At 68.3% G+C, this 14155-nt stretch carries 9 protein-coding genes; 6 read left to right on the top strand and 3 right to left on the bottom strand.

Annotation, left to right across the window (positions count from 1 at the left end; genetic code table 11):
* Positions 1-354: 354 nt before the first annotated feature.
* Entirely contained in the window at positions 355-3375 is a 3021-nt protein-coding gene (locus ACLF6J_RS17220; RefSeq protein ID WP_134352421.1) for an alpha-mannosidase, read from the bottom strand.
* 160 nt (positions 3376-3535) lie between these two features.
* Here ACLF6J_RS17220 and ACLF6J_RS17215 point away from each other — a divergent pair, with 160 nt between their 5' ends.
* Positions 3536-4567: a LacI family DNA-binding transcriptional regulator gene (locus ACLF6J_RS17215; RefSeq protein ID WP_134352422.1), complete on the top strand. Its 1032-nt coding sequence runs from the start codon at positions 3536-3538 to the stop codon at positions 4565-4567.
* A 35-nt stretch (positions 4568-4602) separates the two neighbouring features.
* Here the strand turns inward: ACLF6J_RS17215 and ACLF6J_RS17210 are convergent, their stop codons facing one another.
* Positions 4603-5913 (bottom strand): glycoside hydrolase 5 family protein, encoded by a 1311-nt coding sequence (locus tag ACLF6J_RS17210; protein ID WP_134352423.1) that lies wholly within the window; start codon positions 5911-5913, stop codon positions 4603-4605.
* Between the two features lie 176 nt (positions 5914-6089).
* Here ACLF6J_RS17210 and ACLF6J_RS17205 point away from each other — a divergent pair, with 176 nt between their 5' ends.
* Genes ACLF6J_RS17205 through ACLF6J_RS17190 form a run of 4 tightly spaced genes read left to right on the top strand, consistent with a single transcriptional unit; the run spans position 6090 to position 12456 of the window.
* Positions 6090-7391 (top strand): ABC transporter substrate-binding protein, encoded by a 1302-nt coding sequence (locus ACLF6J_RS17205; protein WP_134352424.1) that lies wholly within the window; start codon positions 6090-6092, stop codon positions 7389-7391.
* Positions 7392-7394: 3 nt separating this feature from the next.
* Complete coding sequence (locus tag ACLF6J_RS17200) at positions 7395-8321, top strand: carbohydrate ABC transporter permease (RefSeq protein ID WP_131493597.1); 927 nt, start codon at positions 7395-7397, stop codon at positions 8319-8321.
* On the top strand, positions 8318-9253 hold the full coding sequence (locus ACLF6J_RS17195; protein WP_134352425.1) for a carbohydrate ABC transporter permease: 936 nt from the start codon (positions 8318-8320) through the stop codon (positions 9251-9253). Before ACLF6J_RS17200 ends, ACLF6J_RS17195 begins: the two co-directional genes overlap by 4 nt.
* Positions 9250-12456 (top strand): GH92 family glycosyl hydrolase, encoded by a 3207-nt coding sequence (locus ACLF6J_RS17190; RefSeq protein ID WP_134352426.1) that lies wholly within the window; start codon positions 9250-9252, stop codon positions 12454-12456. Before ACLF6J_RS17195 ends, ACLF6J_RS17190 begins: the two co-directional genes overlap by 4 nt.
* On the opposite strand, the gene ACLF6J_RS17185 is transcribed toward ACLF6J_RS17190, so the two are convergent.
* Complete coding sequence (locus ACLF6J_RS17185) at positions 12457-13590, bottom strand: endo-beta-N-acetylglucosaminidase H (RefSeq protein ID WP_244093531.1); 1134 nt, start codon at positions 13588-13590, stop codon at positions 12457-12459.
* 301 nt (positions 13591-13891) lie between these two features.
* Between ACLF6J_RS17185 and ACLF6J_RS17180 the strand changes: the two genes are divergently transcribed.
* A complete protein-coding gene (locus ACLF6J_RS17180; RefSeq protein WP_047524493.1) occupies positions 13892-14137 on the top strand; it encodes a hypothetical protein in 246 nt (81 codons plus the stop codon).
* Positions 14138-14155: the final 18 nt, after the last annotated feature.

Here is a 14155-nt window from a genome sequence, read left to right as displayed (position 1 = left end):
TCATCACAACCAGGCCCGCAGGGCAACTTCTCTATCTTACCGATCTCATCTCCGTTGTCAAGTCCGATTTTCTTCGGCCTGAGTGAGGGAACGAGTCAGAACCTTCATCCTGTTCACTCAGTGAGTGTCTGGGATTCGGGAGGTGTTAGCTGCTTGACGGGAGCCGGTCCGAGGACCTCCGCTCAACCGTTTGGGGCGAACAGGTAATAAGTTACGCGGATCCCGGGGATCGGGCAAATCAGGCTCGACCGCCGGGCGTGTCGTGCGCGTCCCCGCGCCGCATGCGGGATCGAAACCGCTCCTCCGCACCGGTTTTCCGGCGCGTTTTCGATCCCGCACGCCGTGGATCTCCACTCAGCGGACGATGCGGAGCGTGCGCACCTCGAACGGACGCAGTCGCAGGTCGCCACCGGTGCGCGCGTCCGATATGTCGTCCTCGAGCAGACTCACCTCGCGCACCCCGCGGTGCTCGAACCCGACCGTCAGCTCGCCGGCCGTGCGTCGCCCGAGCGCCTCGTACACGCGCACGATCACGTCACCCGATCCGTCGTCGGCGAGCTTGACCGCCGACACGACGATCCCCTCACCCCGGACCGACACCAGGGGTTCGACCTCCCGCGCACCCCGCACGACGGTGGGGAGCGCGTTGATCCGGATGCCCTCGGCCGTCGCGATCTCGGCGTCAGCCCCGATCACGAAGCCGACCTCGATCTCGTGGTGGCCGTGGTCGGTGTCGGGGTCGGGGAACCGCGGGGCACGCAGCAGCGAGAGCCTCACCGTGGTCGTCACCGCATCCTCCGACACCTCGCGGGATGTGTCGTAGCCGTAGATCGAGTCGTTCACGAGTGCGACGCCGAAGTCCTGCTCGCGCACCAGGACGAACCGGTGCATCGACGTCTCGAACTTCGCCGCCTCCCAGCTGGTGTTCGTATGCGTCACCCGCGACTGGTAGCCGAACTGCGTCTCGGCCTCGGTGTGCGCCGCCTGGATGTCGAGCGGGAAGGCGAGCTTGAGCAGCTTCTCGGTCTCGTGCCAATCGATCTCGTTGCGCAGCAGCACGGTCCGCGAGCCGGGGGCGAGAAGGATCGTCTGCGTGATGGTCGACTCCGAGAACGGGCGCACGACCACGATCTTCGCGACGGTGCCGACCATGGTCGCCTCGATCGACGTGACGGCGGTGAGGTCGTCGACGCTGTTGCGGTAGTAGCGATCGATGTCCCAGGCGTCCCACATGTTCGGGAAGTCCTGGTGGAGCTGGAACAGGTTCGCGGCCTTTCCCGCAGCGACCGCCTCGCGCCCCGATGCCTTGTCGACGGCGGAGACGATCAGACCGTCGGCGGACACGCGCACCGAGACGAGCTCGTTCTCGAGCCGCCAGCCGTCGTCCTCCTGCGAGAGCGAGACGGCAGCGGGGGTCGCCTCGGGAAGGAACGCTGCGCCGAGAGCGTGCCCCTGTCCCCCCGCGCGCCCGACCGAGGTCGGCTCGAACCGCAGTTCGCGATCGCCCTCGCCCGCGAGCGAGCGTCGGGCGGCACCCGCGATGTCCTGCGCATCCGAGAGCACGTCCGTCAGCACGGCGACGGCCTCGCGGTGCACCCAGGCGATCGAGGTCCCCGGGAGGATGTCATGGAACTCGTGCAGGAGAACGGTCTGCCACAAGCGGTCGAACTCGGCCTGCGGGTAGGCGGCACCGGTGCGCACCGTATCCGTCGCCGCCCACAGCTCCGCCTCGATCAGCGCGTGCTCGGCCCAGCGGTGCAGTGCCTTGGTGGCGTGCTGGCTGGTGAGCGTTCCGCGGTGCAGCTCGAGGTACAGCTCCCCCACCCACACCGCCGGATGCGGCAGCTCGGCCCTCGCGGCGTCGAAGAAGTCGTCCGGATGCTCCCACACCACCTGCGCGCTGCCCTCGAGGTCGCGGAGGCGTTCGGCCTTGCCCGTCATCTCGCGGGTCGTGCCGCCACCGCCGTCACCCCAGCCGACCGGGGCGATCGAGCGCGAGCTGACCCGGTTCTCCTTGAACTGCCGGGCGGCCTTCGCGACCTCCATGCCGCTCAACTGCGAGTTGTAGGTGTCCATCGACGGGAAGTGCGTGAACACCTGCGACCCGTCGATGCCCTCCCAGAGGAAGGAGTGGTGCGGGAAGACGTTCTGCTGGTTCCACGAGATCTTCTGCGTGAAGAACCACTCGAACCCGGCGCGGCGCATCAGCTGCGGCAGGGCGGGCGAGTACCCGAAGCTGTCCGGGAGCCACACGCCCTTGGACCGGATGCCGAACTCCCGCTCGAAGAACCGCTGCCCCTGCGAGAACTGCCGCACGAGCGACTCCCCCGTCGGCATCACGGTGTCGGACTCGACCCACATGCCGCCCAGGGGCAGGAAGCGCCCTTCGGCGACCGCGGCCTTGACCCGCTCCCACACCTCGGGGCGGTGCTCCTTGATCCAGGCGTACTGCTGTGCGCTGGACATGCCGTACCGGAACTCGGACTCCTCCTCCAGCAGAGCCGTCATCGACGAGGTGGTGCGTGCGACCTTGCGGATCGTCTCGCGCACGGGCCACAACCACGCCGAATCGATGTGCGCGTGACCGACCGCCGAGATCCGATGCGCACTCGCCTCGGCGGGTGCGGCCAGCACTTCGGCCAGGCGGGCGCGGGCATCGGAGGCCGTGGCGACGATGTGCTGCAGGTCGAGGACGTCGAGCGCATCGTCCATGGCCTGCAGGATGCGCATGCGACGGGGCGAGGTCGCCGGCAGCTCCGCCTGCAGCTCGAAGAGCACCTCGAGGTCGAGCGCCAGGTCGAACACTTCCTGCTCGAACACCGCCAGATCCATCCGCCGGGCGCGGTAGAGCGGTTCCTTCGAGGATGTGAGGATGTCGCCCTCCTGCGTCGGGAGGAAGGGGTGGTAGTCCAGGAGCACCGGGTTGGAAGCCGCCTCGAGGTACAGCTCGACCGGCTCGTCGCCCGCTGCCGTCTCGACGATCGGGACCCACTGGTTTCGCGGGTTGATGCTCTTCACCGGGATCGGGTCGGACCCCGTGCCGCCCGGTCGGTAGGCGAGGGCCTCGCATTGGAAGCCCGTCATGTTCACGTCGAACCCGAGGTCGATCAGCGCCTCGACCTTGCGGCCGGCCCACTCGGACGGCACCCGCCCGGTGAGCTTGAACCAGGTGGTTCCCCAGGCCGGTCCCCACGGGGCGCCCACGGAACCGGCGGTGTAGTCGAGGGCGAGCCCTTCCGCCGGTGCGATCGGCTCCCCGGGCAGTTCGTGGATCTCGACCTGCAGCGGCACCGACGCCGAGTGGATCGACGGGCGGATGCGCTCCTCCAGCACACGCTTGACGCGGCCGACGGTGAGCGAGGTGTCGTCATGCATAGGGGATCTCCGACTCGACGGTGAGGGCAGGTTCGCGGGACGTCGCCGCGAACCCGTGTGATGAATGCTATCCGATTTACTAAAACGATCTAGTGAAGAGTCTAGAACACACCCGATCCGCCTTCCACGGGGCTAAACCGATCAAGTAGGGTGAGGGACTATGAGTCCGGCGAAGCGCGTCACGATCGCCGACATCGCGCGCATGGCCGGCGTCTCCCCCGGCGCCGTCTCCTTCGCCTTGAACGGGCGCCCCGGAGTGAGCGAGGAGACCCGGCAGCGGATCCTCGCCGTCGTCGAGGAGAACGGCTGGCAGCCGAGTTCGGCGGCCCGCGCCCTCGTCGGCGCGCGGGCGAACACCGTCGGCTTCGCACTCGCGCGCCCCGCCCGCTCCCTCGGATCGGAGGCCTTCTTCACCGACCTCATCGCCGGTATCGAATCGCGTCTCTCCGAGAGCAAGGTCAGTCTGCAGCTGCGTCTGGTGGCGGACATCGCGGAGGAGATGGAGGTGCATCGGCAGTGGCGCTCGTCCAACCAGGTCGACGGTTTCATCTTCATCGACCCGCGCGACGACGATCCCCGGGCCGACCGCATCGCCGCGCTCGACGCCCGCGCCGTGATGATCGGGTCGAAGCCGTCTCCCGACGGGACGGTGCCCAGCGTGTGGATCGGCGACGACACGGTGGCGGAGACGCTCTACTCCTATCTCGCCGCGCTCGGGCACGTGCACATCGCCTACGTGGCGGGACCGGCGGAGCTCGAACACACCCGGCTGCGGGCCGAGGTCTTGGAACGCCTGTCGGCCGATGGCGTGGAGGGCGATGTCATCACCACCGACTTCTCCCCCGCCCGCGCCTCCGCCGTCACGCGGGCGCTGCTCTCCGGACGGCGGCGACCCACCGCGATCGTCTACGACAACGATGTGATGGCGGTCGCCGGTCTCCGCGTCGCACAGGAGATGGGACGCAGGGTTCCCCGCGACGTCTCGCTGGCCTCCTTCGACGACTCGGTCATCGCGGGGCTCATCAACCCGTCGATCACGGCGATGACGCGCGACACCTTCGAACTCGGCGAGCGCGCGGCCACCCTGCTGCTCCAGCAGATCGAAGCGGGCGCGAACCTGCCGAGCGTCGAAGGCCCGACTCCCGTGCTCACGGCGCGCGAGAGCACGGCCCCGCCCACGCGCACCGACTGAACGTCAGGCGTCTTGAACGTCAGGCGTCCTGAACGTCAGGCGTCGACCACGGTGTTGACCGACCCGTAGGGATCGACCGCGCCCGCCCGCAGATCGGGGCGGATGAGCCGGCGGATGCCACGGGCCTCCCGCACGGCGGGATCGAGCGCGTCACGCGACGTGATCACGGCCGGGTCGAGCCCCGCGGCGCAGGCGTCGACCCAGGCCTGGAACACGGGACCACCCGGGCTCAGCGCCGCCCGGCTCACGGGCACCTCGCGCTCGTCGACCTCCACCACGATCGCCGTCTCCCGCGCCGGTGCCGCGACGCGCTGCCGCAGCTCGGGGATCACCTCGGCGAAGCGTCGGCCGAGGGGCTTCGCCGCACCGTTCTGATCGATCAGGCCGAGGGTGTACTCGAGTTCGGGAAAGTCACCCAGGTCGCGACTGACGTCGTGCGAGCACCACCACGTGACGCCCCAGAGGTTGTCGGTGCGCAGCGCGGAGCGCACGGTCGCCTCCAGGAAGTCCGGCATCTCGTCCTCCGTCAGGCAGTTCGACGGGGCGCCGACCTCCTGCAACCACACCACCCTGTCCGGATCGGTGGCGAACGCGCGGGAGAGCTCGATCAGGTACTCGGCGTGCCGGTCGGAGGCGATCGATCGTCCTCCGTAGCGCTGGGCGGTGCCGTTGAAGATCCAGGAGTGGATCGTGGTCATGGCGCCCAAGCGTGACGCGTGGGCCGGCGTGAAGCCGTGGCCGTCCATGTACCAGACGGCGTCGTACTCGCTGTGGACGTGCGGGAAGCCGGGCGCTGCGGCGTCGGCTGCCGACAGCAGGGCGGAGATCCAGCCGCCCGCCTCGTCCGGCGTCACCGGCCAGGGCGACGGATGGGTGTGCGCGGAGAACTGGTTCGTCTCGTTCCCGAGGGTGAGTCCGAGGAAGTTGGGGGCATCGCGCAGCGCCCGGCCGAGCCTGTCGACGAGCGCGACCTGACCCTCGAGCGCTCGGGGATCGGTGAACATGTTCTTGTCGTGCCACGTGTACAGCCACGACGGCACGAAGTCGAAGCTCGACAGATGGCCCTGGACCACGTCGATGCTCGCATCCATCCCGAACTCGCCCGCGATGTCGACCACCGCACGCACGTCGTCGACCGCCTTCTCGCGGATGAGGGTGCGATTCGGCTGCAGCACGGTCCACAGCGGGAAGACCCGGACGTGATCGAGCCCGAGCTCCGCGAGAGCCGCGAAGTCGCGACGCACATCGTCCGGGGTGAAGTCGAGCCAGGAGTGCATCCAGTTCTTCGACGGCGTGTAGTTCGCCCCGAATCTCAGGGGAGCATCGAGGGCGCCGCGCTGCGTCATGTAGGACCTTTCAGACAAGCCCCGAGGGGGACGGATCTGCACCACTATAACGCTTGAGCACCGGGGATCGCACACACTTCTTGACAGAAGGAGAATCGGATGGTTTCATCTGCTAAAGCGTTGTAGTCCATCGACCGGACACCACGCGGAATCGCCCGCCTCGAGGAAGAAGCACGATGAAATCTCCCACACGCATTGTCGCTCTGGCAGCCTTCAGCATCGGCGTTCTGGCGCTGACCAGTTGCACGGGAGGCGGAGGGGCATCCGGCGCCTCGGGCCCCATCGACACGTCTGGCGACCTGAGCGGCACGATCCAGTTCCAGACGTGGTCGCTCAAGAACGAGAAGTTCACCCCGTACTTCGAGGATCTGATCGATGCGTTCGAGAAGGAGCACCCGGACGTCACCGTCGAGTGGCTCGACCAGCCGGGAGACGGCTACCAGGAGAAGATCCTGAGCCAGGCGAACGCCGACACGCTCCCGGACGTGCTGAACCTGCCGCCGGACATCGCGTATCCCCTGGTCGCTGCGGGCAAGCTCGTCGACCTCCAGACCGCCGATCCCGAGCTGGAGTCCGCCTACAACGCCGGCGCGTGGGAGGCGTACAGCGCGTACCCGGGCATCGACGGCACCTACGGCCTGCCCTGGTACCTCTCCAGCGACGCCTCGTGGTGGAACCTCGCACAGCTCGCCCCGTACGGCGTCACGGAGGACAACCTCCCGACCACGGTCGACGAGCTCCTCACCCTCGCCGAGGAGGTGGCCACGGAATCCGGCGGCAAGGTCCAGCTCCTGTCCTCCATCCCCGCGCTCGACACCTTCACGGCGGCGGGCATGGAGGTCATCAACGCCGACGGCGAGTTCGGCTTCAACACCGACGAAGCCGCCGCGATCATCCAGAAGTACGCCGACGCCTACGCAGCCGGAGCCATGCCCGCCGAGGCCCTGACCGGCGACTACGGCGGAAACGCCGAGGCTTACATCCAGGAGAAGGTGGCCTTCACGACGGGCGGCACCGGCTTCACGACCGACCTGCAGAAGGATGCCCCCGCACTGCTCGAGAACACGGTGGCGACCCCTCGCCTCGGGGTCGCACCCCTCTACGTGCAGGGTCTCAACGTCTCGGCCGACTCCGACAACAAGGAGGCCGCACTCGCGTTCGCCGAGTTCGCGACGAACCAGGAGAACCAGGTGGCCTTCTCGTCGCTCGCCGTCGGCACGGCTCCCGGCACCGCGAACGGCGGGGATGAGGTCGTCGAGAACATCGCGTCCTCCGTCACCGACGAGAAGCAGCTCGCGGCGATCGACACCGTGTTCGGCGCGATGAAGGATGCGAAGGCCCTGCCGTTCCAGTGGACCTCCGACATGGCGACCTACATGACCCAGCAGATCGCCCTCGCCGTCAACGGTGAAGCGGACGCGAAGGCCCAGCTCGACAAGATCGTCGAGTACGCCAACGCCAACCGCGTGGACCAGTAAGCCATGCGCGCGAACACCGGCATCCGCGACCGCGGATCGTCGATGAGATCCCACCGATGGTTCACTCCGTGGCTGCTGCTGGGCCCCGCCGTCGCCTGGGTGCTGGTGTTCGCGCTCTGGCCGTTCCTCAACACGGTCTTCCTCAGCTTCACCGACGCCCGGCCGCTGCGGACGCCGGAGTTCGTGGGGGGAGCGAACTACGAGCGCATGTTCGGCGACGAGATGTTCTGGAATGCGCTGACCACGTGCCTCATCTACGTGGTCGTGTGCGTGCCCCTGCTCACGATCCTCCCCCTCCTCCTCGCCCTGCTGGTGCAGAAGAAGCTCCCGGGCATCTCGTTCTTCCGCACCACGTTCTATTTCCCCGTGATCGCCTCGGTGGTCGTGGTCGCCCTCATCTGGACCTGGCTCTTCGACAGCCGCGGCATCATCAACCAGACGCTGGAGTTCCTCGGTCTGATCGACAAGCCGATGGCCTTCCTCGTCGATCGCTGGCTGCTGCTGGGCTGCGCGATCCTGCTCACGGTCTGGAAGGGCTTGGGCTACTACATGGTCGTGTACCTCGCCGCGCTCGGGAACGTCGGCAAGGAGCTGCACGAGGCCGCGATGCTCGACGGGGCCGGGGCCTTCCGCCGCTTCCTCTCGGTCACGATCCCGTCGGTGCGAGGGGCCATGCTCCTCATCGCGGTGCTCATCGCCGTGTCCGCGATGCGGGTCTTCGCCGAACTCGACGTGCTGTCCAAGAGCACCGGAGGTCCCGGCGGGTACGACATGTCGCTCGTGATGCTCATCCGCCAGGTGGGGTCCGGCCTGAACGGGAACATCGGCTACGCCTCCGCGATCAGCGTGGCGCTGTTCCTGCTCACCCTCGTTCCCCTCGCCGCGATCGCCGTCATGAACCGCGAGAAGAAGGCGAAGGTCTCCGCATGAGCACCCTCACCCCGCAGCGCCCGGCCGACGACACCCGGTCCCCCGACGGCCCTGTGCCGCCCACGCGCGAGCGCATCTTCCGCCGTCGCGGCTCCGGAGACTTCAGCACACCGAGCCTCGGCGGACTGATCGGGCGCTATGCGCTGCTGCTGTTCGTCCTGTTCCTCGTGATCGGACCGTTCATCTGGCAGCTGTCCACCTCTTTCAAGGGCCCGCAGGAGAACATCTACTCCTTCCCGCCCGAGCTCATCCCCCGCGAACCCACGCTGCAGAACTACAGCAAGGTCGCCGACATCGTCCCGGTCTACCTCTACGCCTGGCACTCGCTGCTCGTCTCGGTCGGGACCGTCGTGAGCAACGTCGTGCTGTCGACGTTCGCCGGATACGCCCTGGGATGCATGCGATTCCGGGGCAAGTGGATCGTGATGGGGATCCTCCTGTCCACTCTGCTCTTCCCCGGCGAGGTGACGGTGACCAGCAACTTCCTCACCATCCGCGCACTGGGACTCGCGGACACCCTCTGGGGCGTCTTCCTCCCCGGAGCGATCAGCGCGATGAACGTGCTCCTGATCGCCACCGCGTGCCGCATGATCCCGAAGGACGTGCTGGACGCCGCGACGGTCGACGGGGCCACCACGTGGCAGCGCATCCGCCACATCGTCTGGCCGAACATCCGCGGCATGGTCTCCGTGGTCGCGATCTTCGCCTTCATCGGCGCCTGGGACGACTACCTGTGGCCGCTCATCGTCCTGTCCGATCCCTCGAAGTACACACTGACGGTGGGCATGGCCTACCTCAACAGCAGCTTCTCCGTGGATCCGCGCCTCATCGCGGCCGGCACCATGATCGCCCTCGTGCCGATCGTGGTCATGTTCTCCTTCACGCAGCGGTTCTTCTTCAAGGGCGTGCAGGAGGGCGCGATCAAGGGGTGAACGCCGTGCAGCTCCTCCCGGCGGACGGGCCGGCCGATCCCCCGTCCTCCCGCCCGCGCTCGGGAGTGCTCCCGGGTGCGGTGTTCGCCTTCGCCTTCGACCCGACCGGCGGGGTGCAGCGGATCGATGCCCCGGGTCTCGCCGACATCGAGATCACACCCCACACGGTGCTGCACTGGGCCTTCTACGCCGACGGGCCGGCAGCGACCCTGGCGCCGCACGCCGCCCTCGCGGTGTCGGCCGACGTGCGCTTCGACGACGGATCACGGCTGAGCGACGACTCCGCGGTCCGCGACCGCTACGACTTCCCGATCACCGCCGATGCCCAGTTCGCCGCGCGCTGGAGCATGCCGGAGCAGTGGAATGCGGACACCGTCTCACTCGCTCCCCGCACCGGAGGACGCGGCACGGTCGAACTCGTGCTCGGCGCCGACGCGCTGTCCGACGAGGCGGATACCGGAGGCGTCACCGGCTTCGTGCAGGTCCGGGTCGAGGAGCGGATCGCACCGGGCGATCCCACCCGCACCCCCACCCCCGTCGACCGCGTCGACACCCGACGCGGCACGCATGCGGGACCGCGCTTCTCGCGGGGCAACACCATCCCCGCCGTGGCTCTCCCGCACGGGTTCACCTTCGTCACGCCGGCCACCGACGCAGCCGACTCCCGGTGGCCGTACCGGCCCTTCGTGCACGACGACGCGCAGGGACGCCGACTCGAAGCCCTCCAGTTCTCCCACCAGCCGAGTCCCTGGATCGGTGATCGCTCGGTGCTGCAGCTGATGCCCTATCTGGCAGATCCTGTGTCGAGCCGCGAGCGACGCCGGCGCTGGATCGTCCCGGGGTCCGAACGCGCGCGTCCGCACGAGTACGCGGCGGACCTCGGCGATGGTCTGACCGTCGAGATGACCGCGACGATGCACGCTGCCGCCTTCCGGGTGCGGTGCGCGGACCCCGACGCCCCGATCGGCTTCGTCATCGATCAGCTCACCGGTGAAGGCCAGCTCGCCTGGACCGGCGCAGACGGGTTCGAGGGATGGATCCCGGAGGGCTCGGCGCACTGGGGCAACGCGCCCCGGTGCTTCTTCGCCGGCGCCGCCCTGCGCCGCACGGACGACGGCGTGATCGAGCGCGGCCCGCTCGATGACGACGGACGCGGTCGGGTCGCCGGGTATGTGGGCGGACGCGGATCGCTCGAACTACGGATCGGGATCTCCTTCCTCTCCGTCGCCCAGGCCCGGCACGCCCTGGAGACCGAGGCGCCCCCGACCCGTCCCTTCGAGGAGTTGCGCGCCGAGGGCGCCGCAATCTGGAATCGCCTGCTGGGCCGGGTGTCGATCCCCCCGCTGCCGGCGGAGGAGATCCCCTACCGCGGTCTCGCCGATGAGGAGCACCGCGCCCGGATCGCCGCAGCACTGCATCGGATGCACCTGTACCCCAACAGCGCCGGGGAGAACCTCGGGACCGCGGCGGAGCCGCGCTGGCGATTCGCGGATGTCTTCTCCGACTCCGTCGACACGGTCGCCGACGGAGAACTCGTCGTGAACAACGGCTACTGGGACACCTACCGCACCGAGTGGCCGGCGCTCGCCCTGCTCGATCCCGCATCGACCGGCAGGCTGCTCGACGGCCAGCTCGAACAGTATCGACGCGGAGGATGGATGGCGCGGTGGAGCGCGCCCGGTTACGTGGACAGCATGGTCGGCACGTCCAGCGACCAGATCTTCGCCGATGCCGCGCGCTGGGGTGTGAGCTTCGACCGCGAGACCGCGTTCGACAGCGGATGGCGCAACGCGTGCGAGCCGGGTCCGGATGCGCGACGGGGACGCAAGGGCATCGAACGCGGCCGATTCACCGGCTACATCTCGACGGAGACGCCCGAGGGCATGAGCTGGAGCATCGAGAACGCACTCAGCGATGCCGCCCTCGGCCGGTTCGCCCTGCAGCTCGCCGCCGGCGCCGGACCGGCCGAGGAAGCCGCTCGCTACCGTTGCTTCGCACGCTACTTCGCCAACCGCTCCCGGTCGTATCGGCAGCTCTTCGACGACGGCACCGGGTTCTTCCGCGGGCGGGATTCGCGCGGCGCGTTCGCTCCGGAGTTCGACCCGCGGGCCTGGGGCGGGGACAACGTCGAGACGAATGCCTGGGGGATGTCGGTGGGGGCGGTGCACGACGGAGCCGGGCTCGCCGCCCTCCACGGCGGACCTGTCGGACTCGGCCGTCACCTCGATGCTCTGTTCCGCGAACCCGAGACCGCGGACGAACGGTTCGCCGGCGCATACGGCACCGTGATCCATGAGCAACGGGAGGCCAGGGCCCTGCGCTCCGGGATGTGCGCGCTCTCCAACCAGCCGGCACACCACATCCCGTTCATGTACGCGTTCAGCGACCGCCCGTGGCAGTCCGCTCCGCTCGTCCATGAGTTCGCGGGGCGGCTGTTCGCCGGGGCCCACATCGGTCAGGGCTTCCCGGGCGACGAGGACAACGGAGAGATGAGCGCCTGGTGGCTGTGGGGCGCACTCGGGCTGTACCCCCTGGAGCTCGCATCGGGCCACCTGCGGATCGGATCGCCGCTCTTCGACGACATCCGGGTGGATCGGGGGGACGGCTCCTCCCTCCGGATCCGCTCCCGGCGACGGTCCGCCGGGGCCCACATCCTGCAGGAGGCATCTCTCGACGACGTGCCCCTCGTCTCCGCCGACCTCCCGATCGATGCGCTCGTGGAGGATGCCGTCCTCGACCTCACGTTCGGGGACGACCCGGCGTCCGCACTCGAGAAGTCCGGGCGCTCTCCCGTCCTCCCTGCGGTCCCGTGGTGCGCCGATCTGACCGCGACCGAGGGCGAGGTGATCGCCTCGGCTCTCGTCGCCCACCCCGAGCGGGTGTTCGACGACGGGGCCCCCTCGGGTCGTCCGGGCGTCGTCCTGCGCCCGGGCGACTGGGTGGGGTGGCGGTTCCCCGAGGCTCGCGGGATCAGCGACGTCACGGTGACGACGACCGCCTCCGCCTCCTCGGCCGCCCTGCACTGGGAGGCCCTCGGCCCGGATGGGCACTGGCGCACCCTGGCGCCGACGCATCGGGAAGAACTGCGGGCCGACCGCACGACGCCGTTCACCCTGGTCGAGCGGACCGTGACCCCGGCGCTCCGCGTGCGTGCGGAGTCCGAGGTCACGATCCGTCAGATCGAGCTCTTCGACCTCGTGTGATCACCCGGTGAGGGTGAAGGGCACCTCGGTGCGGTTTCCCGACGCGTCGAACACCTCGAGCACGTTGGTTCCAGCCACCGCACCGAAGACACCCGGCTTCACGAAGTTCAGGTCGCTCCAGGCGTTATCGGTCAGATCCTTCGGCACACCGTTGACCGACAGCCTGTCGACCTTGCCGGCGTCGTACAGCTTGAAGCTGACCTTCGAGTACGCGTCGGGAGATCCCGTCGTGAACGACTCCCCCGGCTTCACGGTCACGGTCGGAGCCGTGCGATCCCGCGGAGCGGCGCGATACTCGGTCCGCTCCCCCTTGAGCTCCTGCGTGATCCCCGAGAGGTACGCCGACTGATCCGTCGCGGTCAGGTTGTACGCCACGTAGACCCCGTATCCGTCGGCGACCGTGCGTCGGGCGAAGTCCGCGGCGGTCGCGGCGCTCGTGTTCGCCAGGTCGATCGCAGCGGCACCGAGGCGGGTGCGATCTTCGAGCCCGGGCACCGTGGGGGCGTCGTACGTCGGGTAATAGGGATTCCAGGCGTGGTCGATCACACCGTCGACGTCGAACGCATCGAAGTCGGTGGTGGTGTACGACGGGCCGATCGCATAGAGGCTGATGATCTTGTCCGATCCCAGGCGCTCGCGCAGCGCGGTCGCCAGCCAGCCGAACGACTGCGCGTTGGGCTGCGGGGTGCCATTCGCGCCGTAGTTCGTCCACTCGTCGTCGAAGTCGATCCCATCGAGGCCGTAGGTCGTCACCGCATCGGCCAGCTCTGCGGCGAAGGCGTCCGCCGCGGCGAACGAGGTGAAGTTCGCGAAACCCGCACCCTGGTGGTTGCCGAGCACGGAGAGCAGCACCTTCGTGCCCTGTGCCTGCAGCGGACGGATCTGGTTCTCTGCGTCCTGGAGCGTCTCGGTGACCCGATCATTCAGGTGCAGATACGCCTTCTCTCCGTCGTAGTTGATGTTGGCGGCGAAGATCATCGCGAGGTCGACGGCGGCGCGCCCGGAATCCGCGAGCGTGTAATCGGCGACGTTGGCTAAATCGTTCGAGTTCACCTCGACATAGACGGCGAGCTGGGGATCCGCCTCCGCCCCCTCGGCGGCGGTCGCGGGTGAGGCGGTCGCGACGAAGGACATCGCGATCACCGCACTCGCAGCGACAGTGAATCCCTGTCGTAGACGGTGAAGCTTCCTGGAATGTGGCCGACTCATGGCAGATCGTCTCCCTCTTCATCGAAATCGAGATCAGGCCGCATCAGCGCGACCTGCCGCCGACTATATCGCTTAAGTAGAGACCGGTACAGATCGGACGAAGGACGACACCTGTCTGTTCCTGCACCCGGTCAGCGATCCGTGGGTTGTGCACGTGCGCTGGGTTCTCCACGCGCCGGAACCGGAATACCGTGACATCGTGACCGTCCGGAACGACACTGGAGGCATGCGCTTGAACGACCCGCAGGTATGGACGCTGATCGGAGTGTTCGCCGCCGTCATGCTCGGCGGGATGACGCTCATGACCACGCAGCTCAGTCGCATCATCCGCGCCGAGACCGATCGCATCCACGGCACGCTCTCCGCGCGCATCGACGCGGTCGTCGACCGCCTCGACCGCATCGAGGCGAAGGTCGACGACCTCGACAAGGAGCTCACGAACCTCGCCGTGCGGTTCTGGCGCTCGCAGTGACCCCTTCAGGCTTCCCGT

This window comes from Microbacterium sp. IO18 (assembly GCF_049099505.1).
GTDB lineage: Bacteria > Actinomycetota > Actinomycetes > Actinomycetales > Microbacteriaceae > Microbacterium > Microbacterium aurugineum.
The sequence above is the reverse complement of the archived record's forward strand: the minus strand, read 5'-3'. Positions and strand labels throughout refer to the sequence as shown.